We start from the raw sequence: 26,282 nt of genomic DNA, 5'->3' as shown, positions 1-26,282 counted from the left end.
CGGCCCGCGGCCGCCGGTACTCAGCCCGCGATCAGGCCCAAGTCCTGCGCCAGGATGGCCGCCTGGACCCTGCTGCGCAGCTCCAGCTTGGCCAGGATCCGGCTGACGTGCGTCTTGGTGGTCGCCTCCGCCATCGCCAGCCGTCCGGCGATCTCGCCGTTCGACAGGCCCGCGCCGATGCAGGAGAGCACCTCCCGCTCGCGCGGGGTCAGGGCCTCCACCGCCGCCCTCGCCTCGGCCCCCACGGTCCGCCCCGGGCGGGCGAAGGTGCCGATCAGCCGCCGGGTCACGGAGGGCGCCAGCATCCCGTCGCCGCGGGCGACCGTGCGGATCCCCTCGATCAGCGTGTCCGCCTCCAGGTCCTTCAGCAGGAAGCCCGCGGCGCCGGCCCGCAGCGCCCCGTAGACGTACTCGTCGAGGTCGAAGGTGGTCAGCACCAGCACCTGCGCGGCGCCCGCGGCCACCACCTGGCGGGTCGCCGAGACACCGTCCAGCCGGGGCATCTGGATGTCCATCAGCACCACGTCCGGCCGCAGTTCCAGGGCGAGGCGCACCGCCTGCTCGCCGTCGGACGCCTCGCCGACCACCTCCAGTCCGGGCTCCGCGCCCAGGATCATCACCAGCGCGGCCCGCACCGCCGCCTGGTCCTCCGCCACCAGCACCCGGATCGTCATGCCCGGCCCTTCCCTTCCGCCGTCGCCACACCCCGCGGCAGCACCGCGCGGACCAGCCACCGGCCGCCCCGCGCCCCCGCCTCGAAACTCCCGCCGAGCAGCGCCGCCCGCTCCCGCATACCGACCAGCCCGGCCCGGGCCCCGGGGAGCACCCGGCCCTCCCCCGCCCGGTACGGGCTGTCCACCACGATCTCCAGGTCCTCCGGCCCGTACGTCAGCCGCAGCCGGACCGTCCCCGGCGCGGCGTGCTTGAGCGCGTTGGTCAGCGACTCCTGGACGATCCGGTAGGCGGCCAGCCCGACCGGCACCGCGAGGAGCCCGCGCTCGCCCTCCTCGGACGCCTCGAAGGCCAGCCCGGCGTCCTGTCCGGCCGCCCGCGCGTTCTCCAGCAGCGAGTCCACGGCGCCGAGTTCGGGCGCCGCGTAGGACTCCTCCTCGCCCTCGCCGCCGCCGCTGGAGCGGAGCAGGCCGATCATCCGGCGCATCTCGGTCAGCCCCTGCACGCTGTTCTCCCGGATCACCGCGAGCACCTCCACCAGCGGGTCGTCCGCCGGCCGGCGCTGACGGCGGGCCAGGGACTGCGCGCCGGTCGCGTGGATCGCGATGGCGGAGAGGTGGTTGGCGATGACGTCGTGCAGTTCCCGTGCCATCCGGGCCCGTTCGGCGACCACCGCACCGCGCCGGTCCATCTCGGAGAGCAGCGCGGTCTGCTCGGCGCGCAGCCGCTCCGAGACGGCCTCGTCCCGGTGCCGGCGCAGCAGGTCCGCCGTCCAGACCGGGGCGATGAACACCAGCCCGCCGAGGACGACGACCAGCAGCGCGGCCGAGACCGTACCGTAGAGCAGGGTCAGGCCGCTCAGCACCAGGGTCGACCCGGCGCCGGTGAGGTGCAGGATCGCCGACATCCGCTTGGAGCCGTAGAGCACCGCCGCGTAGAGCAGGTCGGTGTACATGATGACGGTGGCCAGCACCGAGCCGGCGAAGATGTTCCCGGCGAAGACCAGCCCGCCCAGGCAGACCGTCCACACCGGGTGCGTGCGGCGCAGCAGCTCCAGGCCGGCCATCGCGCACAGCGGCAGCACCGCGAGCCAGGGCGAGACCGAACCGGCGTTGTCGTAGGCACCGGTGGCGATCAGCACCAGGCCGCCGAGCAGCCCGGCCAGGGCGATCGCGCGGTCCTCCTGGCGCGGGGTGAGGCTGAGTCCGGTCACAGGGTCCACCCAACCACCCGGCGGGCCCGCGCGCGCGGACCGCCGGGACGATCCGTCGTACATCGAAGGATGCAGGGCCCGCTCCCCACCGGTGACGACGACCGGGAGGGCCGGGGCGGCCAGGCTGGAGGGCGGAGCGGCGAGGAGAGGAGCCCACCATGATCGTGACCGTCGTCCTGGCCGGCGAGGCCGGCTTCTGGATCGTCCTCGCCCTGGGGCTGGCGGCCCGCTACCTGCTGCGGTGGCGCCGGACCGGCGCGGCGCTGCTGCTCTGCCTGCCGCTGGTGGACCTGGTCGTCCTCGGCGCCACCGTGCTGGACCTGCGGGGCGGCGCCGACGCCCAGGCCTCGCACGGGTTGGCGGCCGCCTACGTGGGCTTCACGGTCGCCTACGGGCACTCCCTGGTGGTCTGGGCCGACGGCCGGTTCGCGCACCGGTTCGCGGGCGGCCCCAAGCCGCCCGCCGCGCCGAAGTACGGCCGGGCGCGGGCCGCCCACGAGTGGCGGATCTTCCGGCGCACCCTGCTGGCGGCCGGCATCACCGTCGTCCTGATCAGCCTGCTGATCCTGCTGGTGGACGATCCGGCCCGGACCGTCGCGCTCACCGCCTGGTACCCCCGGACGGCCTGGGTGACGGGAATCAGCCTGGTGGTCGCGGCCAGCTACACGGTCTTTCCGAAGCGGCCCCGGTAACTCGGCCCTCGGCTTTCGGGAGATCCCGGGGGTTCCCGGGGTTCCCAGGGTTCCAACGGTTCTAGCGGTTCTCGCCGGGCACCCAGAGCACGTCGCCGCGCTCCTTGTTGGCGGACCTGGCCAGGATGAACAGCAGGTCGGAGAGCCGGTTGAGGTACTTCGCGGTCAGCGGGTTGACGCTGTCGCCGTGCACCTCGATCGCCGCCCAGGTGGACCGCTCGGCCCGGCGCACCACGGTGCAGGCCAGGTGCAGGTACGCGGCGCCGGCCGTACCGCCGGGGAGGATGAAGCTGCGGAGCTTCTCCAGCGACTCCAGGTGGAGGTCGCAGTCCGCCTCCAGCCGGTCGATGTAGCTCTGCAGCACCCGCAGCGGCGGGTACTTCGGGTCCTCGACCACCGGCGTGGCGAGGTCCGCGCCCACGTCGAACAGGTCGTTCTGGACCCGGGTCAGCACCGCCGACACGTCCTCCGGCAGTCCGCCGGCCGCGATGGCCACCCCGATCGCGGCGTTCGCCTCGTTGGCGTCGGCGTAGGCGATCAGCCGGGGGTCGGTCTTGGTGGTGCGGCTCATGTCGCCGAGCGCCGTGGTGCCGTCGTCGCCGGTGCGGGTGTAGATACGCGTCAGATTGACCATGAGCAGCAGACTACTCAGGCCCGGCGGGGCTCACCCGTGATTGCGACGCCGATCACAAAGCCCTTCGCCGGGCCCTCCGGGACGGTCACCTCGGTGCCGTAGGGGACGCGGATCTCGGCCTCGTACGTCGCCCGGTCGGGATGCGGGTCGGTCAGGACGGTGACGTGCCCGTCGCCGTCGAGATCGTCGACGATGACGTGGACCGGGATGCCGGCACGCGCGTGGGCACGCCGCTTGCGGACGAGGTCCCGCTTGCGAGCACGAGTGATCCAATCGTGCGACGTTGACCTCCCCCAGCCTCCGGCCGGGAGGTACCCCCACCCCAGCCTCCGGCCGGGAGGTACCCCCACCCCAGCCTCCGGCCGGGAGGTACCCCCGGCCCGAGAGTCCCGTCGCTACGCGACGTTGACTCTCTGCCCGGGCGGGGCGGCCTCCAGCCAGGCGAGGAAGCCGGTGAGGGCGTCGTCGCTCATGGCGAGTTCCAGGGGGGCGCCGTTGTGCAGGCAGCGCAGGACGACGGAGCCGGAGAGCAGGGCGAGCTCCTCCTGGCCCTCGGGGTAGCGGCGGCCGAGCACCTCGATCTCGCGGCGCGGCAGGACCCGGCGGGGGCGGGGGGCGTAGGAGAACACCCGGAACCACTCGATGGAGTCGCCGCTGTACCGGCCGATACCAAAAACCCACCCCTTGCCGTCGGTCTGCGGAACCGGGGCTGAGGTGGGTTTGCCGTTCTCGTCGAGGTCGGGCTGGGTGGAGGCGTCGGCCGGCATTTTGAGCCGGTAGCTGCAGTCGAACGTTCCGCCGACCCGCTGGATCACCCGCCGGCGTACGGCGAAGGCCACCAGGCCTGCCACCCCGAACGCCACGACCGCCGCGCACACCACAAGGGCGAGGACCATGCTCACCGACCTCCTCGCTACCCGCGTACCCCGGATCGGCCGTGACGAGCGGCCGCGCTGTCCTACCAACTGATACGACAGTCCCGGGGTCACGCTCGCGCGTCCCCGGGACCGTCGGTCTGACTACGTTCAGGCGGCCTTGCGGCGGCCTGCCGCGACGAGGCGGACCTCGGCGCGTCGCTCGGCGTGCGCGTCGCTCTCGCCCTGGGCGAGTTCGAGCGCGCGCTCCGCGCGGGTGACATCGATCTCGTCCGCCAGCTCGGCGATCTCCGCGAGCAGAGAAAGCTTGTTGTCGGCGAAGGAGATGAAACCGCCGTGGACGGCGGCCACGACGACGTTGCCGTCGGTGGTCCGGATCGTCACCGGGCCGGACTCCAGCACGCTCAGCACCGGGGTGTGGCCCGGCATGATGCCGGTGTCACCGGAGGCCGTACGGGCGACAACGATGGTGGCCGCACCGGACCACACCTTGCGGTCGGCTGCGACCAGCTCGACGTGCAGCTCAGCCAACGTGGGCTCCTAGGCTCTTGCAACGCCCGATTACTCGGGAGTTTCGGTAAGAATAACGGGCCCGCGCCCCGGAGATGAAACCGGCGGCGCGGAGATGACCGGAATCACAGTGAGTGCGCCGTGAGGGGTGGTCCCCAGGGCTCGGGGCCACCCCTCACGGTCACTCAGCTGCTACCGGCCGGTCGCGACTACTTCTTCGCGAGCTCGGCGGCGTTCTTCTCGAGGTCCTCGATGCCACCGCACATGAAGAAGGCCTGCTCGGGGACGGAGTCGTACTTGCCGTCCGCGATCGCGTTGAAGGCCTCGATGGTCTCCGACAGCGGCACGGTCGAACCCTCGACACCGGTGAACTGCTTCGCCACGTAGGTGTTCTGCGAGAGGAAGCGCTCGATCCGACGGGCACGGTGGACGGTGAGCTTGTCCTCCTCGCCCAGCTCGTCGATACCGAGGATCGCGATGATGTCCTGGAGGTCCTTGTACTTCTGCAGGATCCCCTTGATGCGGAGCGCCGTGTCGTAGTGGTCCTGCGCGATGTAGCGCGGGTCCAGGATGCGGGACGTGGAGTCCAGCGGGTCGACGGCCGGGTAGATGCCCTTCTCGGAGATCGGACGGGAGAGAACCGTCGTCGCGTCGAGGTGGGCGAAGGTGGTGGCCGGCGCCGGGTCGGTCAGGTCGTCCGCGGGGACGTAGATCGCCTGCATCGAGGTGATCGAGTGACCGCGGGTCGAGGTGATGCGCTCCTGGAGGAGGCCCATCTCGTCGGCCAGGTTCGGCTGGTAACCCACCGCGGAGGGCATGCGGCCGAGCAGGGTCGACACCTCGGAACCGGCCTGGGTGAACCGGAAGATGTTGTCGATGAAGAGCAGAACGTCCTGCTGCTCGACGTCGCGGAAGTACTCCGCCATCGTCAGAGCGGACAGGGCGACGCGCAGGCGGGTGCCCGGCGGCTCGTCCATCTGGCCGAAGACCAGCGCGGTCTTGTCCAGAACGCCCGAGTCGACCATCTCGTGGATGAGGTCGTTGCCCTCACGGGTGCGCTCGCCGACACCGGCGAACACCGACACACCACCGAAGTTCTCGGCGACGCGGTAGATCATTTCCTGGATCAGAACGGTCTTGCCGACACCGGCACCACCGAACAGACCGATCTTGCCACCCTGGACGTACGGGGTGAGCAGGTCGATGACCTTGATACCGGTCTCGAACATCTCGGTCTTGGACTCGAGGTCCTTGAAGGCCGGGGCCTTGCGGTGGATCGGCCAGCGGACCTCGACCTGGGACTCGAACTCGTCCTTGTCGACGTTCAGGACCTCACCGAGGGCGTTGAAGACCTTGCCCTTGGTGACCTGGCCGACCGGGACCTCGATGGCCTTGCCGGTGTCACGCACGACCGTGCCGCGCACGACGCCGTCGGTCTGCTGCATCGAGATGCCGCGGACCAGGCCGTCGCCGAGGTGCTGGGCGACCTCGAGCGTCAGGGTCTTCGTGCCGCCGTCCGACGTCTCGACGTCGAGCTTCAGCGCGTTGTACATGTTGGGAATCGCGTCGACGGGGAACTCCACGTCGACGACCGGGCCGATGACCCGCGCGACGCGGCCCGTCGCCGTGGTCGGCTCAACAGTGGTGGTCATGTCTTATTCACTCCCCGCGTTAGCGTCGGCGAGGGCGTTGGCGCCGCCGATGATCTCGCTGATTTCCTGGGTGATCTCGGCCTGTCGGGCCGAGTTGGCAAGCCGCGTGAGCGCCTTGATGAGCTCTTCCGCGTTGTCGGTCGCCGACTTCATCGCACGACGCCGGGCGGCGTGCTCCGAGGCGGCCGACTGCAGCAGCGCGTTGTAGATCCGGCTCTCGACGTACCGCGGCAGCAGCGCGTCGAGGACGCCCTCGGCCGACGGCTCGAAGTCGTACAGCGGGAAGATCTCCGTCTTGGCCTGCTTCTCGTCGCTGAGCTGGACCTCGTCCAGCTTCAGCGGCAGCAGCCGGGCCTCGACGGCGGTCTGGGTGAGCATCGACTCGAACTTGGTGGAGACCAGGTGGAGCTCGTCCACCCCGCCGTTCTCCGCCGTGAACGCCTCGATCAGCTCGCCGGCCACCGTCTTCGCGTCACCGTAGGTCGGCTTGTCGGAGAATCCCGTCCACGACTGCGCTACCTCGCGGTGGCGGAAGTTGTAGTACGAGACGCCCTTGCGGCCGACGATGTACGTCACCACGTCCTTGCCCTCGGCCCGCAGGCGCTCGGTGAGAACGCCCGCCTGCTTGATGGCGTTGGTCGAGTAGCCGCCGGCCAGGCCGCGGTCCGCCGTGATCAGCAGGACCGCGGCGCGGGACGCCGCCGGGTTCTCGGTGGTGAGCGGGTGCTTGGCGTTGGACCGGGTGGCCACCGCCGTCACCGCCCGGGTCAGCTCATCGGCGTACGGAGTGGAGGCGGCCACCGCGCGCTGCGCCTTGACGATGCGCGACGCGGAGATCATCTCCATCGCCTTGGTGATCTTCTTCGTCGCGGTGACAGAGCGGATCCGGCGCTTGTAGACCCGAAGCTGTGCTCCCATGGGTCGTTACGTCCTTTCCCTCGCTACCGGACTCAGGCCTGCTCGCCGAGGAGCTTGCCGTCGGCGGTGGTGAAGCCCAGCTTGAAGGCCTTGATCGCCTCGGTCAGCGCGTCGATCGTGCCGTCCTCCAGCTTGGAGGTCTCCACGATGCCGGCCAGCAGGTCCTTCTTCGAGGTCCGCAGGTGGTCCAGGAACTCGCGCTCGAAGCGGCGGATGTCCGCCACCGGTACGTCGTCCAGCTTGCCGGTGGTGCCGGCCCAGATGGAGACGACCTGCTCCTCGACCGGGAACGGCTGGTACTGGCCCTGCTTGAGCAGCTCGACCATGCGCGCACCGCGCTCCAGCTGGGCCTTGGAGGCCGGGTCCAGGTCGGAACCGAAGGCGGCGAACGCCTCCAGCTCGCGGTACTGGGCCAGGTCCAGGCGCAGGCGGCCGGCGACCGACTTCATGGCCTTGATCTGGGCCGAGCCACCGACGCGGGAGACCGAGATACCGACGTTCACGGCCGGGCGGATGCCGGCGTTGAACAGGTCGGACTCCAGGAAGCACTGGCCGTCGGTGATCGAGATGACGTTGGTCGGGATGTACGCCGACACGTCGTTGGCCTTGGTCTCGATGATCGGCAGACCGGTCATCGAGCCCGCGCCCAGCTCGTCGGAGAGCTTCGCGCAGCGCTCCAGCAGGCGGGAGTGCAGGTAGAAGACGTCACCCGGGTAGGCCTCGCGGCCCGGCGGACGACGGAGCAGCAGCGACACGGAGCGGTACGCCTCGGCCTGCTTCGACAGGTCGTCGAAGATGATGAGGACGTGCTTGCCGTCGTACATCCACTCCTGGCCGATGGCCGAGCCGGTGTACGGGGCGAGGTACTTGAAGCCCGCGGGGTCCGAGGCGGGAGCAGCCACGATCGTGGTGTACTCCAGCGCGCCGGCCTCCTCCAGGGCGCCGCGGACCGACGCGATGGTCGAGCCCTTCTGGCCGACGGCGACGTAGATGCAGCGGACCTGCTTCTTCGGGTCGCCCGAACGCCAGTTGTCGCGCTGGTTGATGATCGTGTCGATCGCCACCGCGGTCTTGCCGGTCTGGCGGTCGCCGATGATCAGCTGGCGCTGGCCGCGGCCGATCGGGGTCATCGCGTCGATGGCCTTGATGCCGGTCTGCATCGGCTCGTGGACCGACTTGCGGACCATGACGCCGGGGGCCTGCAGCTCCAGGGCGCGGCGGCCGCTGGAGGCGATGTCGCCCAGGCCGTCGATCGGGTTGCCCAGCGGGTCCACGACGCGGCCGAGGTAGCCCTCGCCGACCGGGACGGAGAGGACCTCGCCGGTGCGGTGCACCGTCTGGCCCTCCTCGATCCCCGAGAACTCACCGAGGATGACGACACCGATCTCGCGGGTGTCGAGGTTCAGCGCGAGGCCGAGCGTGCCGTCCTCGAACCTGAGCAGCTCGTTGGCCATGACCGAGGGAAGGCCCTCGACATGGGCGATACCGTCCGCTGCGTCAGTAACCGTGCCGACCTCTTCACGCGAGGCCGCGTCCGGCTGGTACGACTGGACAAAGTCGGCCAGCGCGTCCCGGATTTCCTCCGGACGGATCGTAAGCTCCGCCATCAGGCTTCCCTGCTCTCCTAGTTTGCGATCCTCGGCCCGCCATTGAGGGCCGCAAGTATTCGACTCTCGGCCGGGTCTTTGCGAACCGGCCGTACGATTTACCGGCTCCCGCCATGCGGGGCCGGCGCCCGACCGAGGGTCGGATGTTGCTCGGTGCTCAGCCTTCGAGTGCCTGGCGAGCGCCTTCGAGGCGGCTCGACACGGTCCCGTCGATGATCTCGTCGCCGATCTGCACCCGGACACCGCCGCGGACCGCGGGGTCGACGTCGATGTTCAGGTGGACCTGGCGGCCGTACAGCCGGCCGAGGGCGCCCGACAGGCGCTCCTTCTGGCTGTCCGACAGCGGCACCGCGCTGGTGACCACGGCCACCACGCGACCGCGCCGGGTGGCGGCGAGCTTCGAGTAGGACTCGAGTCCCTGCTCAAGGCTACGTCCACGCGGGTTCGCGACCAGGCCGGTGACCAGCCGGACGGTGCCCGGGTTGGCCCGGCCGCCGAGCAGCTTCACGACCAGCGCGCCCTTGGCGGCGGCACCGGCCTTCGGCTCGGTGAGCGCACTGCGCAGCTCGTGCGAGCCGCTGACGATCCGGCCGAAGCGGAACAGCTCGTCCTCGACGTCGTCCAGGGCACCGGCCTTGTCGGCGGCGATGACCTCGGCGTACGCGGCGAGCTCCTCGGTGGCGTCCACCAGGTCACGCCCGCTCGACCAGCGGGAGCGGGCGAGGCCCGACACCAGGTCGATCGTCACGCCCGAGACCTGGCCGGCGAACAGCGAGCCGACCAGCGCGGCCTTGTCCTGACCGGACCGCGAGGGGTCGGTCAGGACACGGCGCAGCGACACCTCGCGGTCCAGCAGGACCGTCACGGCGGCGAGCTCCTCGGCCAGCGCGGCCGCATCCACCGAGGTGGAGTCGGTCAGGCTGTCGAGGTTCTTCCGCCCGGCGGCGAGGGCCTCACGGCTTGCGCCGATCACTTGGCAGCCGCCGTGGACGCGGCGGCCTTGGCCTCCAGGTCCTCAAGGAAACGGTCGATCACGCCACTCTGCCGGGCCGAGTCCTCCAGGGACTCGCCCACGATGCGGGAGGCGAGCTGCGAGGCCAGCGAACCCACGTCGTGACGCAGAGCCGCAGTCGCCTGCTTCTTGTCCGCCTCGATCTGGGCGTGGCCCGCGGCGACGATGGACTCGCGCTGACGCTGGCCCTCCTCGCGCATCTCGGCGACCAGAGCGGCACCCTGCTCACGCGCCTGCTCGGTGATCCGAGCGGCCTCGTGACGCGCCTCGGCGAGCTCGGCACGGTACTGCTCCAGCAGGGCCTGGGCCTCGCGCTGAGCGATCTCGGCCCGCTCCATACCGCCCTCGATGGCGTCCCGGCGGTCCGCCAGCACCTTCTCGATGCTGGGCAGGAGCTTCTTGCCGAGGAGGCCGAAGACGATGAAGAAGCAGAGCAGGCCGATGATGACCTCGGGCCATGCGGGGAGGAGAGGATTCATCTTCTCCTCTGCCGCGAAGGCGACCACGGGGTTCATATCAGAACCTTTCGTCGAAAAGGCGTGCGACAGGAATTAGGCGCCGGTGCCGTAGACAAACGGCATGACGATGCCGATGAGGGCGAGCGCCTCGGTCAGCGCGAAGCCGATGAACATGTTGGAGCGGATGAGACCGGCAGCCTCGGGCTGGCGGGCCATGGCCTGCACACCGTTACCGAAGATCAGACCGACACCGATGCCGGGGCCGATCGCAGCAAGGCCGTAGCCGATGGACGCGACGGAACCGGTGACCTCAGCGAGAGCGGACATCTCTGCTAATCCTTTGCGGGGTGGAGAACCGGTGGTGGTTGGCCACCGGGAGTTCAGGGGGTTGCGGCCGGGACCGCAGTGCTCAGTGCGCCTCTTCGAGGGCACCGGCGATGTAGCTGCTGGCCAGCATCACGAAGATGTAGGCCTGCAGGAACTGGACCAGCAGCTCGAAGCCGGTGAGGCCGACGGTCACCCCGAAGGAGACCGTGCCGTAGAGCGCACCGAGAGTCGGGCTGAGCAGGTACCAGGAAGCTACGGAGAAGACCACGATCAGCAGGTGGCCGGCGAACATGTTCGCGAAGGCACGGACCGCGAGCGTGAAGGGGCGCACGATGATGTTCGAGAAGAACTCGATCGGCACCAGGATGAACATGACCCAGCCGGGGATGCCGGAAGGCCAGCAGAGGTTCTTCATTCCGCCCACGAAGCCGTGCTTCTTGAACGTGAGCGACATGTACGTGATCCACACGACCGCCGCGAGTCCGACCGGGAACGCGATGCGCGACATCACCGGGAACTGCGCGAAGGGAATGATGGACATGATGTTCATGATCCAGATGAAGAAGAACATCGAGACCATCATCGGGACGTACTTCTCGCCCTTTTTGCCGATGGTCTCCAGCACGATGCTTCGCTTGACGAAGTCGTAGCCGATCTCGCCGACCAGCTGGAGCTTCCCGGGGAGGAGCTTCGGCTTGGCAAACGCCGCCCAGAAGAACACGACGACCAGCAGAGCGCAGATCATCGCGAGCAGCATGGGCTTGGTGAAGTCCACGCTGCCGACCGTGAAGATCGGCTTGAAGTCGAACTCGTTCAGGCCGGGCGCCGGGAAGCCGCAGCCGTTGTCCCCGCCGAAGTGGCAGCTGCCCTCAGAGGCGAGGGACGTGAGTACAGCACTCACCACGGACTCCTTCGTCGTGACGCATGATTACGGCAACCTCGGTGTGTCGGCGTGGCCTGCGGCCACAGTGCGGCACTGGAACTTGATGGGTTTCTCGCCGACCCTGCGCGTCGGTGCGCTGCACCGACGCGGGATCATCGAAGACTGCGCGGATCCGGGGGGCGATCCGTCCGCCGAGCGGATGGACCAGGCCTCTTCCCGTACTCCGTTGTTGCGACGGACGATAGCAGCCCGTCAGTACCGCATAAACACCGCCCCCCTCGTTGGGGGGACAGCTCGGCCTCGTCACTGTTGACGCCCCGAGTCCGAAGGCTTGTCGGCCTTGTTTTCGGAGGCGTCGGACTGGACGTAGTAGAGCTTCGCCTTCATCGCGCCGCGCACCTGGAAGCCCGTCCAGATCAGAGCGCAGCCGAGCAGCGTGAAGCCGAAGACCTTGGTGTCGAAGAGCGTCGTGTTCTTGAACACCGCGAGAACGATGCCGACCAGCAGGATCTGCGTGGTGTAGACCAGCAGGGCCGCAGCCATCATCATCTGCGGGTTGTTCCTGGTCAGCCGATCGAGGGCGACCTGGCCGGAGCTGAAGAAGGCCATCACGAGCAGCGTCGCGAAGAGTGCGCCGAGCAGTCCCTTGCCACCGACTACGGCGGTCGAGATCACCATGGCGATGACTCCGGCGACCGCAGTGGGGATTGCGGCGCCGCGAAGGATCCGGGCGTCGGGGGACGGCATGTCGGCAACTCCGGCGGCATGTCGGGGAAACGGGGGACGGGCGCACAGTGCGGTGGGTGGCACCTACCGGGAGGGATCGCCGCAGGCCGGCCGCTTGGCGGCGAGCCCGTCGAGGGAGACCCGACCAGGGACGGAAGTCCTCCACCTGTCAGGTCTTTCGGCGCGTTTCTCGGTACTCGTGAACGGTATCACAAACTATTTGATGAGAGCTTTACCATGAATGTGTGGTACCTGTCACACCGACGGCCCAACGGTGCCGCCGTACGGGTGAAGCAGATTGACACACCATCACACGCGCCGGTCAGCCCTCGCGCGAGCCCCGTCCGCGCCCGTGTCCGCCGACCGCCGAAGCCCCGGTGCCGAGCCGTCCGAGCAGCTCCTTGTCCTTCGCCGAGAGCTCCGCCATCGCCGGTGCCGCGTCGGGCGCCTCCTGCCCCGTGGCCTGCTCCTTCGCCCGGCCGGCGGTCGCCGGCGCCTTCCTCCCGGCCTTGCCGGCGGCCTTGTCCCCGGCCTGCGCCCGGACCGGCTCGCCCGCCCTCCCGTCGGCCTCGTCCGGCGTGCGCGCGGCGGTCCCGGCGGCGGCCGGCTCCTGCTCGGCCTCCGCACCGCCGCGGCGGTAGCGGGGCGGCACGAAGGCCTGCACCGCCTGCGGGGCGTGCGGGCGGAACCGCGGGATCAGCAGCACGACGATGCCCAGCAGGCAGAACCCGGCGATGGTGAGCACCACGGTCCGGCCGGTGTCGGTGACCGAGAAGGCCACCGTGCCGAAGGCGATCAGCGCGGCCCAGAAGTACATGATCAGCACGGCCCGGCTGTGCGAGTGCCCGACCTCCAGCAGCCGGTGGTGCAGGTGCTGCTTGTCGGCGGCGAACGGCGACTTCCCGGCCCAGGTGCGGCGCACCACCGCGAGCAGCAGGTCGGCCAGCGGCAGCGCGATGACGGTCAGCGGCAGCAGCAGCGGGATGTAGACGGGCACCAGGGTGTGCACGGTGACGGCCAGCGACTCGGTGCGGTCGGTCAGCAGGTCCGGGTCGACCCGGCCGGTGATGGAGATCGCCGAGACGGCCAGCATCAGGCCGAGCATCATCGAGCCCGAGTCGCCCATGAAGATCCGGGCCGGGTGCAGGTTGTGCGGCAGGAAGCCCAGGCACATGCCGATCAGCAGCGCGCTGAACAGGACGGCGGGGGCGGCGGCGGTGATCGTGTACCCGTACCAGAGCCGGTAGGAGTAGAGGAAGAAGGCGCCCGCGGCGATGCAGACCATGCCGGCCGCGAGGCCGTCCAGACCGTCGATGAAGTTCACCGCGTTGACCATGATCACCACCAGGGCGACCGAGATCACCATGCCCTGGGTCGGGCCGACCGCCACCGCGCCGTAACCGGGCAGCGGCAGCGAGATGACCGTCACGCCCTGCCAGACCATCACGCCGGCGGCGATCATCTGGCCGCCGAGCTTGACCAGGGCGTCGACGCCCCACTTGTCGTCCAGCACACCGAGGATCCACATGATCCCGGCTCCGGAGAGCAGCGCCCTGATGTCCGAGCCCTCGACGAACGCCTTGCTCAGGTTGTCGAGTTGGGAGGCGACCAGGACGCCCGCGCAGAGCCCGCCGAACATCGCGATGCCACCGAGCCGGGGGGTCGGCTCGCGGTGCACGTCGCGGGCCCGGACCGGCGGCATGGCGCCGGCCAGGATGGCGAACTTCCGGACGGGGCCGGTCAGCAGATAGGTGACGGCCGCGGTGCAGAACAGCACCAGCAGATACTCACGCACCACGAGCCTCCAGCGTCACAGTCCGACGGGTGAATACCGAAGGTACTCCCGTGCTCTTCCGGGGTTCGAGGTGCGTCGCCACGGCACATACCTTATTGAGTTGGACGCGGTCCGTGTGCATCGCGGTTCGCCTCGACGGGTACGGACCCTTGTTCGGGCCCCGCCGCGGCGGGTGCGGAGCGGGCTCCGGCCCTCAGCTCCGGCCGGCGAACTGCCATGCGAGTTCCCGTACCCGGGCACCGATCCGGGCCTGCGGGCCCCCTTCGAGCACCTGTCCGACCAGGGCGGCGATCTCGGTGAGCTCCGTCCCGGCCATCCCCTGCGTGGTGACCGTGCCCGTCCCGAGCCGGATCCCGGAGCCCTCTGCGGCCGGCGCCGGGTCGTACGGCAGCGCGCACTTGCCCAGCATCAGTCCCACCGCGGCGCACCTGCGCTCGGCCTCCGCGCCGCTGATCCCGAGCGGGGAGACGTCCGCCGTCACCAGGTGGGTGTCGGTGCCGCCGGTGGTCGGGCGCAGTCCCGCCGCGGCCAGCCCGGCGGCCAGCGAGCGGGCCCCGGCGACCGTGCGGCGGGCGTAGTCGCGGTACTCGGGGGTGGCCGCCTCGGCGAAGGCCACCGCCTTGCCGGCCACCTCGTTCATCGCCGCGCCGCCCTGGGTGAACGGGAAGACCGCCCGGTCGACCCGGTCGGCCAGCTCGGAGGTGCAGAGCAGCAGGCCGCCGCGCGGGCCGCGCAGCAGCTTGTGGGTGGCCGCGACGGTGATGTCCGCGTACGGGACGGGCGACGGGGCCACTCCCCCGGCGACCAGGCCGACGGTCTGCGCGACGGAGGCGATCAGGTAGGCGTCGACCTCGTCGGCGATCTCCCGGAAGGCCGCCCAGTCCAGGTGGCGGGGGTAGGAGATGCCGCCCGCGATGATCGCCTTCGGGCGGTGGCGGCGGGCCAGCTCGCGGACCTGGTCCAGGTCGACCAGGCCGTCGTCTTCGCGGACGCCGTAGCCGACGAACTCGAACCAGCGGCCGGAGAAGTTGGCGCGCGAGCCGCAGCTGAGGTGGCCGCCGTGCTCCAGCGACATCGACAGCACCACGTCGCCGGGCCTGAGCAGCGCGGCGTAGGCCGCCAGCATCGCCGAAGTAGCGGACCGGGGCTGGACGTTGGCGTGCGGGGCGGCGAACAGCGCGCGGGCCCGGTCGACGGCCAGCAGCTCGGCGGCGTCGGCGAGGGTGCAGCCGGTGTGGTGGCGCCGGCCCGGGTAGCCCTCGGCGTACTTGTCGATCAGCGGGCCGCCGAGCGCGGCCAGCACCGCCGGGCTGGTGAGGTTCTCCCCGGCCAGCAGCTGCACGCTCTCGGCCCGCCGCTCGGCCTCGGCGGCCAGCAGGTCGGCCAGCTGCGGATCCGCCTGCCGCAGGGCCGGCGAGGGCCGCCATCCCCCGGCGGGGTCGCGGTTCTCGGCCCGCGGGTGTGTGCTGTCAGGGTGCGCGGTGTCGGAATGCCCGCTGTCGGAGCGACCGGTGGGGGCATCGGTGACGGTCATGGCGGACTCCCGGGCTACGGGTGCGGGCACCTCCCGGCCGAAGGCGGCGGGAGAGAGGTCCCTCCAGCGTAGGACCGGCCCGCGCGGCCGTCCTGCCGACGCGAGGCGGGTGCACCCGTCAGGGCGCAGTGCCCCCGCGGCGGGTGCGGCCAGGGGCGGTCAGCGCGGTGCCTGGACCCCGGTCAGCGCCGTGACGACCGGGTCCACGGCGTGGAATATCTCCTCGCCGCAGTTGCGGAACATCCCGATCGGCGCGCCGTAGGGATCGTCCACCTCGTCCGACTCGGGGGTCGCCGCGAGCAGCCAACCGCGCAGCGCCGCGGCCGCCCGGACCAGCGCCCGGGCCCGTTCGGTGACGTCGGCGCCGCGCCGGGGGTCGGGCAGCGTGCCCGGGTCGATCCGGCGCACCAGCCGGGTGAACTCCTTCAGCGTGAAGGTGCGCAGCCCGGCCGCGTGGCCCATCGAGATCACCTGGGCCCGGTGGTCCAGCGTCGCGGTGAGCACCAGGTCGGCCTCGACCACGTGCTCGTCCAGCAGCTCGCGGCCGGTGAAGCCGCCGCTGTCCGCCCCGTACTCGTCCAGCACGGTGGCGGCGTGCGCCTCCATCGGGGCGCCCTCGTGGCCCCAGGTGCCGGCGCTCTCCACCAGGATCCGGCCGGCCACCCGGGGGCTCAGCCGGGTGTCCAGCTCACGCCGGGTGAGCCGCTCGGCGATCGGCGAGCGGCAGATGTTCCCGGTGCAGACGAACAGGATCCGGAAGTGGTCGAGCGGCCGGGGCGCCACGCTGAGGTACGGCGATATGCCGGGCCCCGCGTGCAGGGAGGTCGCCGTCAACTGCCGGCCTCCAGGTCGGGGACGACCTCCCTCAGCTGCTCGGCGCTGATCGCGCCGGCCCGCAGCAGGACCGGGACCTTGCCCGTGACGTCGACGATGGAGGAGGCGGTCGCGTGGTCGGCCCGGCCGCCGTCCAGGTACACCGAGATGGCGTCGCCGAGCTGCTCCTGGGCCTCGTCGCAGGTGGCCGGCGACGGACCGCCGGTGCGGTTGGCACTGGAGACGGCGAGCGGGCCGGTGGCGTTCAGCAGCTCGATCGCGACCGGGTGCAGCGGCATCCGGACGGCGACGGTGCCCCGGGTCTCGCCGAGGTCCCAGCGCAGCGAGGGCTGGTGCTTGGCGACCAGGGTGAGACCGCCGGGCCAGAAGGCGTCGACCAGCTCCCAGGCCTGCTCGGAGAAGTCGGTGACCAGGCCGTGCAGGGTCGTCGGCGAGCCGACCAGGACGGGGGACGGCATGTTGCGTCCACGGCCCTTGGCGGCCAGCAGCGCGGCGACGGCGTCCGGGGAGAAGGCGTCCGCGCCGACCCCGTAGAGGGTGTCGGTCGGCAGCACGACGATCTCACCGCGGCGGATCGCCGAGGCGGCCTCGCGCAGTCCGGTGGCGCGGTCCCCTGCGTCGGCACAGTCGTAGCGGCGGCTCATCGGTGCGGTCCCCTTCCGAGATGACTCATGGCGTTGACGTCCGGGTCCGCGGCGGCGCCATGGGCGCGGTGCCCTGGGGCCCGGTCGTGGTGGTGCGGCCGGTCGCCGTGCTGCGGCCGGCCGCGGTGCCCGAGGGTCACAGCGACGCCTTCCGGGCCGTGGTGAAGCGCGGGCGGTTGTTGAGGTCGCGGTGGTCGGCGGCGTCGGTCCAGCCGCCTTCCTCGTTGAAGATCCACGGCACCTGGCCGCCCTGGGTGTCGGCGTGCTCGATCACGACGGCGCCGCCGGGACGCAGCAGCCGGGCGGCGACCCGCTCGATGCCGCGGATGGTGTCCAGGCCGTCCTCGCCGGAGAACAGCGACATCTGCGGGTCGTGGTCACGGGCCTCGGGCGCGACGTACTCCCACTCGGTGAGCGGGATGTACGGCGGGTTGCTGATCACCAGGTCGAAGCGGCCGTCCCAGGAGCGGTCGTCCTCGAAGGCGCGGGTGGCGTCCCCCGCGTGCAGGGTGACCCGGGCCCGGTCGGAGCTGGCGGCGATGTTGCGCCGGGTGTAGCGCATGGCGCCCTCGTCCAGCTCGAAGGCGTGCACCTGGGAGCGGGGCAGTTCCTGGGCCAGGGCCAGCGCGATCGCGCCGGAGCCGGTGCACAGGTCGACCACCAGCGGCTCGGCCACGTCCATGTCCCGGACGGCGTCTATGGCCCACTCGACGACCGTCTCGGTCTCGGGGCGGGGCACGAAGACGCCGGGGCCGACCTCCAGCTCCAGGTACCGGAAGAAGGCCCGGCCGGTGATGTGCTGGAGCGGCTCGCGCGCCTCGCGGCGGGAGATGGCCTCCCAGTAGCGGGCGTCGAAGTCGGCGTCCGGGACGGTGTGCAGCTGGCTGCGCTTGACGTTGTGGATGTGTGCGGCGAGTTCCTCCGCGTCGAAGCGCGGCGACGGCACGCCGGCCGCGGCCAACCGCTGGGTGGCCTGGGCCACCTCGGCGAGCAGCAGGTTCATCCGTACGTACCCCTTCCGGCGCAGCCCGGTGGTCGCATCCGGGCCGGATTGCTCAGTTCTGTTGTGCCGAGGCGAGCTTGGCAGCCGCGTCGGCGTCCACGCACGACTGGATCACCGGGTTCAGCTCGCCGTCCAAGACCTGGTCCAGGTTGTACGACTTGAAGCCCGTGCGGTGGTCCGAGATGCGGTTCTCCGGGTAGTTGTACGTCCGGATGCGCTCGGAGCGGTCCACGGTGCGGACCTGGCTACGACGCGCGTCCGAGGCCTCCTGCTCGGCGGCCTCCTGCGCGGCGGCCAGCAGCCGTGAGCGCAGGATACGCATGGCCGACTCCTTGTTCTGGAGCTGGCTCTTCTCGTTCTGGCAGGAGGCCACGATACCGGTCGGCAGGTGGGTGATCCGGACGGCCGAGTCGGTGGTGTTGACGGACTGGCCGCCGGGGCCCGACGAGCGGTACACGTCGATCCGCAGGTCGTTGGCGTGGACCTCGACCTCGACCTCCTCGGCCTCGGGGGTGACCAGCACACCCGCCGCCGAGGTGTGGATGCGGCCCTGGGACTCGGTGGCCGGCACGCGCTGCACGCGGTGCACGCCGCCCTCGTACTTCAGGCGGGCCCAGACGCCCTGGCCGGGCTCGACGGTGCCCTTGGTCTTCACGGCCACCGAGACGTCCTTGTAGCCGCCGAGGTCGGACTCGTTGGAGTCGATGATCTCGGTCTTCCAGCCGGTCCGCTCCGCGAAGCGCAGGTACATCCGCAGCAGGTCGCCGGCGAACAGCGCGGACTCCTCGCCGCCCTCGCCCGCCTTGATCTCCAGGATCACGTCCTTCTCGTCGCTCGGGTCCCGGGGGACGAGCAACAGGCGCAGGTCCTCGGTCAGCTCCGCCTGGCGGGCCTCGGCGGACTTGATCTCGGCGATGAAGTCCGGGTCCTCGGCGGCGAACTCACGGGCCGCCTCGATGTCCTCGCCGGCCTGGCGCCAGGCGCGGTAGGTGGCGGTGATCGGGGTGAGCTCGGCGTAGCGCTTGGCGAGCTTGCGGGCGTTCGCCTGGTCCGCGTGGACGGACGGGTCGGCCAGCCGCTCCTCGAGGGCGGCGTGCTCGACGAGGAGCTCTTCGACTGCCTCGAACATGGGATGGCCTACTTCCGGATCGGTCTGCGGTGGCGTCGGTGCTGGTGGATGCGGCGGTGCGGCGGTGGGACGCGAACGGCGCCGGTCCCGGTGCCCCCGTGCTGGACGGGGGCACCGGAGACCGGCGCCGTGGGAGCGCTAGGCCTGCTTGCCGCTGTGGCCCTTGCCGAAGCGGGCCTCGAAGCGGGCGACGCGGCCACCGGTGTCCATGATCTTCTGCTTGCCGGTGTAGAACGGGTGGCACTGCGAGCAGACCTCGGCGCGAATGACGCCGCTGGGCTCGGTCGAGCGGGTGGTGAACTCGTTGCCACAGGTGCAGGTCACGGAGGTGACCACGTACGTGGGGTGAACGTTGGGCTTCAAGGGGTTCTCCTAGGTTCGGGAGGGCACCGGGTCGGCGTCTGATCAGCCGCACGTGAACCGGGACCGACGGACCAGTCTGCCAGGACTGCCCGCTTCTTCCCAAACCGGGAGCCCCGGGGGGATATTCCGGGCACCCGCGACCGGGCCCTAATCCCCGGCGGCGGCCGCCGCCGAGCCGCTCGGGGAGGCGCTCGGGCGGGTGCCGGGGAGACCGCTCGGCGAGCTGCTCGGGGACGCTGCCGGGGCGGTGCCGGACGAGCCCCCGGAGGGCCGTGCGGCGGCCCCGGAGGGCGAGGTGGCGGGGTTGCCCGGCTGGACCGCCAGGACGGCCTGCGGGACGGCCTGGTCGGTCTTCAGGGCCGCCCACAGCTGGCCGGCCTGCGGCTGCTGGGAGACCACCCGGTTCGGGTCGGAGGGGGCCGTCACCACCGGCAGGGTGACCATGGCGAGCTGCTCCGGGCCGATGTCCCTGAGCGACTGCGCGAGACCGACCAGGGAGTTCACCGAGGCGAGGTCCGAGTCGGTGGTGATGCTGCTGGTCAGGGTGTCGCCGACGGACCAGAGCTTCACCGGGTTGGAGAACAGTCCGATGCCGGCGACCTGCTGCAGCACGGACTTCATCATCTGCTTCTGGAGTTCGATCCGGCCGAGGTCGCTGCCGTTGCCGACGCCGTGCCGGGTGCGCACGAAGGCGAGCGCCTGGGTGCCGTCGAGGTGGTGGGTGCCGGCCGCGAGGTCGAGGCCGCTGTCCTTGTCGTGGATGGCCACCGTGGTCGTCACGGTGACCCCGCCTATGGAGTCGATGACGTGCGCGAAGCCGGAGAAGTCGATCTCGACGTAGTGGTTCATCCGCAGCCCGGTGAGCTGCTCCGCGGTCTTCACGGCGCAGGCGGCGCCGCCGGTCTCGTAGGCGCTGTTGAACATCGCCCGTTGCACGGCGGGCACGGTCTTGCCTGCCTTGTCGGTGCAGGCGGGACGGGCGACCAGGGTGTCGCGCGGGATGGACACCACCTGCGCGCCGGAGTGGTCCTGGTTGACGTGCACCACCATGGCGGTGTCGGAGCGGGCGGTGTCGGCGGTGTCGCCGCCGGCCAGGGCGCCGTTGCCGCCCGCCCGCGAGTCCGAGCCGAGCACCAGCAGGTTGAACGAGCCGTCGGTGGCGGCCGGCGGCCGGGCGGTGCCCAGGCTGGCGTCGATGTCGACGCTCTTGATGTTGCCGTTGAACTTCCAGTACGCGTAGCCGGCCACCCCGGCGCCGATCACCGCGACGGCGACCATGGCGCAGACGGCGATCCGCAGGGCGCGGCGGCGGGGGCTGCGGCCCTTCTCGTGATCGGCCATCCGGTTCCGTCCTCGACTAGGCGGTTTTTCCCTTTTCTCCCTCTTATGGCCGATATGGCCACCCGTTCGAGCATAGGCGAAGCCGGGCGAACCGGCGGCCGGGGCGGCCGGGCCCCGGGCAGCGGCGGGGCCCGGGGCGCGGCGGGGCCGGCGGCAGGAGGAGGCGGCCGGCGGCAGGAGGAGGCGGCCGCCCCGGCCGGCCGCGGGAACGCCCGAGCCCCGGACCGCGTGCGCGGCCCGGGGCTCGGGGTGGTGCAACGGGTGTTCCCGACCGGGTGTCAGTCGCCGGACCCGGGGGTCGTCTTGGCGATCTGCATCAGGAACTCGGCGTTGCTCTTGGTCTGCTTCATCTTGTCCAGCAGCAGCTCGATCGCCTGCTGCGAGTCGAGCGCGTGCAGCACCCGGCGGAGCTTCCAGGTGACGGCCAGCTCCTCCTTGCCCAGCAGGATCTCCTCCTTGCGGGTGCTGGAGGCGTCGACGTCGACGGCCGGGAAGATGCGCTTGTCGGAGAGCTTGCGGTCGAGCTTGAGCTCCATGTTGCCGGTGCCCTTGAACTCCTCGAAGACGACCTCGTCGGCCCGGGAGCCGGTCTCCACCAGCGCGGTGGCGAGGATGGTCAGCGAGCCGCCGTTCTCGATGTTGCGCGCGGCGCCGAAGAACTTCTTCGGCGGGTAGAGCGCGGTCGAGTCGACACCACCGGACAGGATGCGGCCGGAGGCCGGCGCCGCCAGGTTGTAGGCGCGGCCCAGGCGGGTGATCGAGTCCAGCAGGATCACCACGTCGTGACCCAGCTCCACCAGGCGCTTGGCGCGCTCGATGGCCAGCTCGGCGACCACGGTGTGGTCCTCGGCCGGGCGGTCGAAGGTCGAGGAGATGACCTCGCCCTTCACCGACCGCTGCATGTCGGTGACCTCTTCCGGACGCTCGTCGACCAGGACGACCATCAGGTGGCACTCGGGGTTGTTGTGGGTGATCGCGTTGGCGATCGCCTGCATGATCATCGTCTTGCCGGTCTTCGGCGGGGCGACGATCAGACCGCGCTGGCCCTTGCCGATCGGCGACACCAGGTCGATGATCCGGGTGGTCAGCACGCCCGGGTCGGTCTCCAGGCGCAGGCGCTCCTGCGGGTACAGCGGGGTCAGCTTGCCGAACTCGGGACGGCCGCGGCCGCTCTCCGGGTCCATGCCGTTGACGGAGTCCAGCCGCACCATGGCGTTGAACTTCTCGCGGCGCTCGCCGTCCTTGGGCTGGCGCACGGCACCGGTGATCGCGTCACCCTTGCGCAGGCCGTTCTTGCGGACCTGGGCCAGCGAGACGTAGACGTCGTTGCTGCCCGGCAGGTAGCCGGAGGTGCGCACGAACGCGTAGTTGTCGAGGATGTCCAGGATGCCCGCGACGGGGATCAGCACATCGTCGTCGCCGACCTGCGGCTCGGCCGGGCCCACGTCGAAGCCGTCGCGGCGGGTGCCGCGGCCCCGGCGGTCGCGGTAGCGGCCGCGCCGCCCGCGCCGGCCGTCGCCGAACTCGTCGTCGTCGTAGCCGCCCTGCTGGACCTGCGGCTGGCCGCCGCCCTGCTGGGTCTGCCGGCCGGGCTGGCCGTCGCCCTGGGCACCGGACTGCTGCCCGGACTGGGGCTGGGCCTGGCCGCCCTGGCGCTCGGCGCGGTCCCGGCGGTTGCGGCGGTCACGACGCGACTCGCGGCCGTCACCCTCCTGGCCGGCCTGCGACTCGGCGCCGTCCTGGCGCTCGCCGCCCTCGCGGCGGTCACGGCGGTCACGGCGGTCGCGGCGGCTCTCGCTGCGACCGTCCTCCTGGCGGCCGTCGAAAGCACGGGTCTCGCCCTGCTTGACGTCCGCCTGGCGGGTCACGGCCTGCTTGGCCTCCGCCTGCTTGGCCTCGGTGGCGACCGACGCGGCGGCGGCCTCCTCGGCGGTGGGGGTGCCGGCGGCCGAGGTGGCGCGGCGGCGGGTGCGCTCGGCACGGGCCGGCGCGGCGGTCTCGGCGGCGGCCTGGACCGGGATGTCGATCTGGGTCTGGGGCTCGGCGGCCGGGGCCTCGGTGGCGGCGGCGGCACGGGTGCGGCGGGCGGGCTTCTCGGCCGGCTCGGCGGCCGGGGCCTCGGCCGGGGCGGCCTTGGCGGCGCGCTTGGCGGCCGGGGCGGCGGGCGCGGAGCCGGCGAGCAGCGGGTCGCCGCCGCTCTTCTCCTTGATGGCCTCGATCAACTGGCTCTTGCGCAGGCGCCCGGTGCCACTGATGCCCAGCGTCGAGGCGAGCTTCTGCAGCTCGGCCAGGACGAGACCGTCAAGGCCCGCGGCGGCGGTGCGACGGCGTCGTGCCGGAGCCGCGGGGGCCGCGGCTGCGTCCGGCGCCTCGGCGTCGGGGCGCGCGCCCATCAGATCGGTGGTGTCGCTCACTAAGGGTCCTTCCCTGGAGCGGACGTCGGCCTGTCTGGCTCGGCGACCGGTTGTGCTGTCCTGACCGACGCTCGTCTGCGTCGGCCCGAGGCTGTGGTCCCCCGAATGAAGGTGCCAGTCGGGAGAGAGCTGCGAGGTGCGGTGCGTGAAGCACAGGTGGTGCTCGGTCTGCGCGGTGGACCGGTGTCGTGCCGGCCCGCGCCCTCCTTGCCCGCGAAGGAGCAGGAGGAGCCCACTGCCTGCGAATCCCGGGCCCCCGTTGCGAGACGGTCGCCCGTGTTCCGCCCGGCCGGGCCTCAGATTGGAGGCCGCGGGTGGGAGTCAGGTGCCGTCACGGCTTCGGGATGCGGCCGCAATCGCGCAGGCAGGCTGCGTACGCGCTGTGGCGGGCTCCCGGAGAATCGCGGTCCCGTGCATCGCCCTGATTCCGCGGAAGCGGAACGCTGGGATCGGGACGCGGCGCACCGAGCCCCGGAGGGCACCTGGTGCAGCAATGAGGTTAACACTACCGACTCCCTCAGACATTCCCCAGCCTTGCGCTTGCCAATCGTGTCCGTACCGCCCGGCCGCTCCCGCTCGACGGCTGGACCGGCCCACCCGTCGCGGCGGCCGGCTCAGACGTCGAGCGGGAGCACCGAGGCACCCGTGCGGTCGAGTTCGAGCCGGTGCGCGGCGAAGCCCGGGCCGGCGAAGCCGATCAGCTTGTCGGCGCCCTCGGCGTCGGTGAACGCGAGCACGGTCGGACCGGCGCCGGAGATCACGGCCGGGACGCCCTCCGCCCGCAGCGCGCCCACCAGGCCCGCGCTGTCCGGCATCGCCGAGGCCCGGTAGTCCTGGTGCAGGCGGTCCTCGGTGGCGGCCAGCAGCAGGCCGGGCTGCCTGGTCAGAGCCTCGACGAGGAGCGCGGCGCGGCCCGCGTTGGCCGCCGCGTCGGCGAGCGGCACGGTCTTCGGCAGCAGGCCGCGGGCCGTCTCGGTGAGCACCTCGGTGGACGGGACGAAGACCACCGGCACCACCTGGGCGGCGGGCTCCAGCTTCACGGCCTTGGCGCTGTCCTCGTCCGTCCAGGCGATGGTGAACCCGCCGCGCAGACAGGCGGCGACGTTGTCGGGGTGGCCCTCCAGCTCGGAGGCGAGGGCCAGCAGCGCCTCGTCGTCCAGGGCGGACGGGCCGCCGATGGTGACGGCACGGGCCGCGACGATGCCCGCGCAGATCGCGGCGGAGGAGGAGCCGAGGCCACGGCCGTGCGGTATCCGGTTGGCGCAGACCACTTCGAGGCCGCGGGGCTGGCCGCCGAGGCGCTCGAAGGCGGCGCGCATCGAGCGGACGACCAGGTGGCGCTCGTCCCGGGCGAGGGTGTCGGCGCCCTCGCCGGCGATGTCCACCGAGAGACCGGAGTCGGCGACCCGGACGACCACGTCGTCGTAGAGGCCCAGGGCGAGTCCGAAGGCGTCGAAGCCGGGGCCCAGGTTGGCGCTGGTGGCGGGCACCCGGACCCGGACGGCGGCGGCACGGAACGCAGGACCGGCCATCGGCTGGACCCTCCTGAAGAACTAGGCGCTGTCGCGCGACGGGGGCGCTCCTGGACGGGGCCCGGGAGAGCGTCGGTGCAAGGTGACGGTGGGGGCGGCAGGCAGCCCGGGCGGACGCGGGCGGCGGGTGGGACGACGCGGGCTCTGCACGCAGGGCCCCGGCGGGGGCGGGCGGTCACAGTCGATGCCGCGGCCCTGGGGGCGGGCCGGGCCCGGGGCATGTGCCACACGGCCGGACCCAGAGTATCGAAGAGAAGTTCCACAGCGGTACACCCCACGGCCCACCGATCCGGTGTGTTGCCGGTTCTGGCCGGAATGCATGCCGGAATGACGGGGAATTGGGGCCGGAAATTGACACAAAAGTGTCACCCCGGAACGCCGGTGGGCCAACCCCCGAAAGAGTCGGCCCACCGGGTGAGGTCGGTCAGTCCAGCAGGCCGAGCCGGCGGGCGGCGGCCTCCGCCTCGATCGGGACGACCGGGGGCTGCGGCGCGCCCGCCACCGCCCAGTCCGGGTCCTTCAGGCCGTTGCCGGTGACGGTGCAGACGATCCGCTGGCCCGGGTCGACCAGTCCGGCCTCCGCCTTCGCCAGCAGGCCGGCCACGCTGGCCGCCGAGGCGGGCTCCACGAAGACGCCCTCCTGCGAGGCCAGGAGCCGGTAGGCGGACAGGATCTGACGGTCCGTCACCTTGTCGATGAGGCCGCCCGAGTCGTCCCGCGCGGCGATCGCGTAGTCCCAGGAGGCCGGGTTGCCGATCCGGATCGCGGTCGCGATGGTCTGCGGCTTGAGCACCGGGTGACCGTCCACGATCGGGGCCGAACCGGAGGCCTGGAAGCCCCACATGCGCGGCAGCCGGGAGGACAGACCGTCGGCGGCGTACTCGCGGTAGCCCTTCCAGTACGCGGTGATGTTGCCCGCGTTGCCGACCGGGAGGACGTGGATGTCCGGGGCGTCGCCCAGCATGTCCACGATCTCGAAGGCGGCGGTCTTCTGGCCCTCGATCCGTACCGGGTTCACCGAGTTGACCAGCGCCACCGGGTACTTCTCGGACAGTTCACGCGCAAGGGTGAGGCAGTCGTCGAAGTTCCCGTCCACCTGAAGGATCTTCGCGCCGTGCACCAGCGCCTGGCCCATCTTGCCGAGCGCGATCTTGCCCTGCGGCACCAGCACCGCCGACACCATGCCGGCCCGCACCGCGTACGCGGCGGCGGAGGCCGAGGTGTTGCCGGTGGAGGCGCAGATGACGGCCTGCGCGCCGTCCTCCTTGGCCTTGGAGATCGCCATCGTCATGCCGCGGTCCTTGAAGGACCCGGTCGGGTTGGCGCCCTCGACCTTGAGGTACACCTCACAGCCCGTGCGCTCGGAGAGCACCTGCGCGGGGACGAGCGGCGTGCCGCCCTCCAGCAGGGTGACCACCGGAGTGGAGTCGCTCACCGGCAGCCGGTCGCGGTACTCCTCGATGAGGCCGCGCCACTGGTGGGTGTGCGCAGCTCTGTCGATCACTGCGTTCATG

Annotated in this window: 26 protein-coding genes; 1 reads left to right on the top strand and 25 read right to left on the bottom strand. The window is 71.5% G+C overall.

Annotated elements, in window-relative coordinates; translation table 11 throughout:
- Nucleotides 1–20: 20 nt before the first annotated feature.
- Nucleotides 21–674: a response regulator gene (locus J2S46_RS26060; protein WP_191289509.1), complete on the bottom strand. Its 654-nt coding sequence runs from the start codon at nt 672–674 to the stop codon at nt 21–23.
- Nucleotides 671–1,885, bottom strand: coding sequence for a sensor histidine kinase (locus J2S46_RS26055; protein ID WP_229912610.1), 1,215 nt, complete (start codon nt 1,883–1,885; stop codon nt 671–673). Before J2S46_RS26055 ends, J2S46_RS26060 begins: the two co-directional genes overlap by 4 nt.
- A gap of 158 nt (nt 1,886–2,043) precedes the next feature.
- Here J2S46_RS26055 and J2S46_RS26050 point away from each other — a divergent pair, with 158 nt between their 5' ends.
- Nucleotides 2,044–2,577 carry a hypothetical protein gene (locus tag J2S46_RS26050; protein ID WP_191289507.1) on the top strand — a complete coding sequence of 178 codons (534 nt, stop codon included), beginning with the start codon at nt 2,044–2,046 and terminating at the stop codon, nt 2,575–2,577.
- A gap of 61 nt (nt 2,578–2,638) precedes the next feature.
- Here the strand turns inward: J2S46_RS26050 and J2S46_RS26045 are convergent, their stop codons facing one another.
- The 23 genes from J2S46_RS26045 to thrC all read right to left on the bottom strand — a co-directional run bounded on the left by J2S46_RS26045 (nt 2,639) and on the right by thrC (nt 26,281).
- On the bottom strand, nt 2,639–3,211 hold the full coding sequence (locus J2S46_RS26045; protein ID WP_073926114.1) for a cob(I)yrinic acid a,c-diamide adenosyltransferase: 573 nt from the start codon (nt 3,209–3,211) through the stop codon (nt 2,639–2,641).
- Between the two features lie 14 nt (nt 3,212–3,225).
- Entirely contained in the window at nt 3,226–3,561 is a 336-nt protein-coding gene (locus J2S46_RS26040; RefSeq protein ID WP_191289506.1) for a hypothetical protein, read from the bottom strand.
- Between the two features lie 45 nt (nt 3,562–3,606).
- On the bottom strand, nt 3,607–4,107 hold the full coding sequence (locus J2S46_RS26035) for a DUF2550 domain-containing protein (RefSeq protein WP_073926115.1): 501 nt from the start codon (nt 4,105–4,107) through the stop codon (nt 3,607–3,609).
- A gap of 129 nt (nt 4,108–4,236) precedes the next feature.
- Nucleotides 4,237–4,617, bottom strand: a complete 381-nt coding sequence (locus J2S46_RS26030) for a F0F1 ATP synthase subunit epsilon (protein WP_190209409.1) — start codon at nt 4,615–4,617, stop codon at nt 4,237–4,239.
- Nucleotides 4,618–4,805: 188 nt separating this feature from the next.
- The gene (gene atpD / locus J2S46_RS26025) at nt 4,806–6,248 is read right to left on the bottom strand and encodes a F0F1 ATP synthase subunit beta (RefSeq protein ID WP_191289505.1); all 1,443 of its coding nucleotides are present in this window, start codon (nt 6,246–6,248) and stop codon (nt 4,806–4,808) included.
- 3 nt (nt 6,249–6,251) lie between these two features.
- Complete coding sequence (locus J2S46_RS26020; RefSeq protein ID WP_191289504.1) at nt 6,252–7,166, bottom strand: F0F1 ATP synthase subunit gamma; 915 nt, start codon at nt 7,164–7,166, stop codon at nt 6,252–6,254.
- Nucleotides 7,167–7,198: 32 nt separating this feature from the next.
- A complete protein-coding gene (atpA, locus tag J2S46_RS26015) occupies nt 7,199–8,773 on the bottom strand; it encodes a F0F1 ATP synthase subunit alpha (protein ID WP_073926119.1) in 1,575 nt (524 codons plus the stop codon).
- 157 nt (nt 8,774–8,930) lie between these two features.
- Nucleotides 8,931–9,746 carry a F0F1 ATP synthase subunit delta gene (locus J2S46_RS26010; protein WP_190209412.1) on the bottom strand — a complete coding sequence of 272 codons (816 nt, stop codon included), beginning with the start codon at nt 9,744–9,746 and terminating at the stop codon, nt 8,931–8,933.
- Nucleotides 9,743–10,300: a F0F1 ATP synthase subunit B gene (locus J2S46_RS26005; protein WP_190209413.1), complete on the bottom strand. Its 558-nt coding sequence runs from the start codon at nt 10,298–10,300 to the stop codon at nt 9,743–9,745. The genes J2S46_RS26010 and J2S46_RS26005 overlap by 4 nt, the downstream gene beginning before the upstream one ends.
- Nucleotides 10,301–10,336: 36 nt before the next feature.
- On the bottom strand, nt 10,337–10,570 hold the full coding sequence (gene atpE, locus J2S46_RS26000; protein WP_190209414.1) for an ATP synthase F0 subunit C: 234 nt from the start codon (nt 10,568–10,570) through the stop codon (nt 10,337–10,339).
- A gap of 82 nt (nt 10,571–10,652) precedes the next feature.
- Nucleotides 10,653–11,471 (bottom strand): F0F1 ATP synthase subunit A, encoded by an 819-nt coding sequence (gene atpB / locus J2S46_RS25995; RefSeq protein ID WP_370882244.1) that lies wholly within the window; start codon nt 11,469–11,471, stop codon nt 10,653–10,655.
- 285 nt (nt 11,472–11,756) lie between these two features.
- Nucleotides 11,757–12,200, bottom strand: a complete 444-nt coding sequence (locus J2S46_RS25990) for a Cg1360 family ATP-synthase-associated protein (RefSeq protein WP_191289502.1) — start codon at nt 12,198–12,200, stop codon at nt 11,757–11,759.
- Nucleotides 12,201–12,501: 301 nt separating this feature from the next.
- The gene (locus J2S46_RS25985) at nt 12,502–13,974 is read right to left on the bottom strand and encodes an MraY family glycosyltransferase (RefSeq protein WP_191289501.1); all 1,473 of its coding nucleotides are present in this window, start codon (nt 13,972–13,974) and stop codon (nt 12,502–12,504) included.
- Nucleotides 13,975–14,167: 193 nt separating this feature from the next.
- Nucleotides 14,168–15,508 carry a serine hydroxymethyltransferase gene (gene glyA / locus J2S46_RS25980; protein ID WP_191289500.1) on the bottom strand — a complete coding sequence of 447 codons (1,341 nt, stop codon included), beginning with the start codon at nt 15,506–15,508 and terminating at the stop codon, nt 14,168–14,170.
- Between the two features lie 159 nt (nt 15,509–15,667).
- A complete protein-coding gene (locus tag J2S46_RS25975) occupies nt 15,668–16,309 on the bottom strand; it encodes an arsenate reductase/protein-tyrosine-phosphatase family protein (protein ID WP_073926347.1) in 642 nt (213 codons plus the stop codon).
- Between the two features lie 29 nt (nt 16,310–16,338).
- Nucleotides 16,339–16,986: an L-threonylcarbamoyladenylate synthase gene (locus J2S46_RS25970; protein WP_073926125.1), complete on the bottom strand. Its 648-nt coding sequence runs from the start codon at nt 16,984–16,986 to the stop codon at nt 16,339–16,341.
- 136 nt (nt 16,987–17,122) lie between these two features.
- Complete coding sequence (gene prmC / locus J2S46_RS25965; RefSeq protein ID WP_073926126.1) at nt 17,123–17,989, bottom strand: peptide chain release factor N(5)-glutamine methyltransferase; 867 nt, start codon at nt 17,987–17,989, stop codon at nt 17,123–17,125.
- A 52-nt stretch (nt 17,990–18,041) separates the two neighbouring features.
- On the bottom strand, nt 18,042–19,118 hold the full coding sequence (gene prfA / locus J2S46_RS25960) for a peptide chain release factor 1 (RefSeq protein WP_190209420.1): 1,077 nt from the start codon (nt 19,116–19,118) through the stop codon (nt 18,042–18,044).
- A gap of 138 nt (nt 19,119–19,256) precedes the next feature.
- Entirely contained in the window at nt 19,257–19,481 is a 225-nt protein-coding gene (gene rpmE, locus J2S46_RS25955) for a 50S ribosomal protein L31 (RefSeq protein ID WP_073926128.1), read from the bottom strand.
- A 147-nt stretch (nt 19,482–19,628) separates the two neighbouring features.
- Nucleotides 19,629–20,822, bottom strand: a complete 1,194-nt coding sequence (locus J2S46_RS25950) for an LCP family protein (RefSeq protein ID WP_191289499.1) — start codon at nt 20,820–20,822, stop codon at nt 19,629–19,631.
- Between the two features lie 278 nt (nt 20,823–21,100).
- Nucleotides 21,101–23,236: a transcription termination factor Rho gene (gene rho, locus J2S46_RS25945; protein WP_191289498.1), complete on the bottom strand. Its 2,136-nt coding sequence runs from the start codon at nt 23,234–23,236 to the stop codon at nt 21,101–21,103.
- Between the two features lie 614 nt (nt 23,237–23,850).
- Nucleotides 23,851–24,768, bottom strand: coding sequence for a homoserine kinase (gene thrB / locus J2S46_RS25940; RefSeq protein WP_191289497.1), 918 nt, complete (start codon nt 24,766–24,768; stop codon nt 23,851–23,853).
- A gap of 424 nt (nt 24,769–25,192) precedes the next feature.
- Nucleotides 25,193–26,281: a threonine synthase gene (thrC, locus tag J2S46_RS25935; RefSeq protein WP_073926132.1), complete on the bottom strand. Its 1,089-nt coding sequence runs from the start codon at nt 26,279–26,281 to the stop codon at nt 25,193–25,195.
- Nucleotide 26,282: the final 1 nt, after the last annotated feature.

Origin of the sequence: Kitasatospora herbaricolor (assembly GCF_030813695.1) — a bacterium.
Taxonomy (GTDB): Bacteria; Actinomycetota; Actinomycetes; order Streptomycetales; family Streptomycetaceae; genus Kitasatospora; species Kitasatospora herbaricolor.
The sequence above is the reverse complement of the archived record's forward strand: the minus strand, read 5'-3'. Positions and strand labels throughout refer to the sequence as shown.

What these genes read in the sequence shown, in the direction of transcription:
- thrC (WP_073926132.1), bottom strand. Translation starts at nt 26,281, where the DNA reads ATGAACGCAGTGATCGACAGAGCTGCGCACACCCACCAGTGGCGCGGC.
- J2S46_RS26045 (WP_073926114.1), bottom strand. Translation starts at nt 3,211, where the DNA reads ATGGTCAATCTGACGCGTATCTACACCCGCACCGGCGACGACGGCACC.
- prfA (WP_190209420.1), bottom strand. Translation starts at nt 19,118, where the DNA reads ATGTTCGAGGCAGTCGAAGAGCTCCTCGTCGAGCACGCCGCCCTCGAG.
- atpD (WP_191289505.1), bottom strand. Translation starts at nt 6,248, where the DNA reads ATGACCACCACTGTTGAGCCGACCACGGCGACGGGCCGCGTCGCGCGG.
- J2S46_RS26060 (WP_191289509.1), bottom strand. Translation starts at nt 674, where the DNA reads ATGACGATCCGGGTGCTGGTGGCGGAGGACCAGGCGGCGGTGCGGGCC.
- J2S46_RS26020 (WP_191289504.1), bottom strand. Translation starts at nt 7,166, where the DNA reads ATGGGAGCACAGCTTCGGGTCTACAAGCGCCGGATCCGCTCTGTCACC.
- J2S46_RS25990 (WP_191289502.1), bottom strand. Translation starts at nt 12,200, where the DNA reads ATGCCGTCCCCCGACGCCCGGATCCTTCGCGGCGCCGCAATCCCCACT.
- atpA (WP_073926119.1), bottom strand. Translation starts at nt 8,773, where the DNA reads ATGGCGGAGCTTACGATCCGTCCGGAGGAAATCCGGGACGCGCTGGCC.
- atpE (WP_190209414.1), bottom strand. Translation starts at nt 10,570, where the DNA reads ATGTCCGCTCTCGCTGAGGTCACCGGTTCCGTCGCGTCCATCGGCTAC.
- J2S46_RS25950 (WP_191289499.1), bottom strand. Translation starts at nt 20,822, where the DNA reads ATGGCCGATCACGAGAAGGGCCGCAGCCCCCGCCGCCGCGCCCTGCGG.
- glyA (WP_191289500.1), bottom strand. Translation starts at nt 15,508, where the DNA reads ATGACCGTCACCGATGCCCCCACCGGTCGCTCCGACAGCGGGCATTCC.
- J2S46_RS26050 (WP_191289507.1), top strand. Translation starts at nt 2,044, where the DNA reads ATGATCGTGACCGTCGTCCTGGCCGGCGAGGCCGGCTTCTGGATCGTC.
- J2S46_RS25970 (WP_073926125.1), bottom strand. Translation starts at nt 16,986, where the DNA reads ATGAGCCGCCGCTACGACTGTGCCGACGCAGGGGACCGCGCCACCGGA.
- J2S46_RS26005 (WP_190209413.1), bottom strand. Translation starts at nt 10,300, where the DNA reads ATGAACCCCGTGGTCGCCTTCGCGGCAGAGGAGAAGATGAATCCTCTC.
- J2S46_RS26035 (WP_073926115.1), bottom strand. Translation starts at nt 4,107, where the DNA reads ATGGTCCTCGCCCTTGTGGTGTGCGCGGCGGTCGTGGCGTTCGGGGTG.
- thrB (WP_191289497.1), bottom strand. Translation starts at nt 24,768, where the DNA reads ATGGCCGGTCCTGCGTTCCGTGCCGCCGCCGTCCGGGTCCGGGTGCCC.
- prmC (WP_073926126.1), bottom strand. Translation starts at nt 17,989, where the DNA reads ATGAACCTGCTGCTCGCCGAGGTGGCCCAGGCCACCCAGCGGTTGGCC.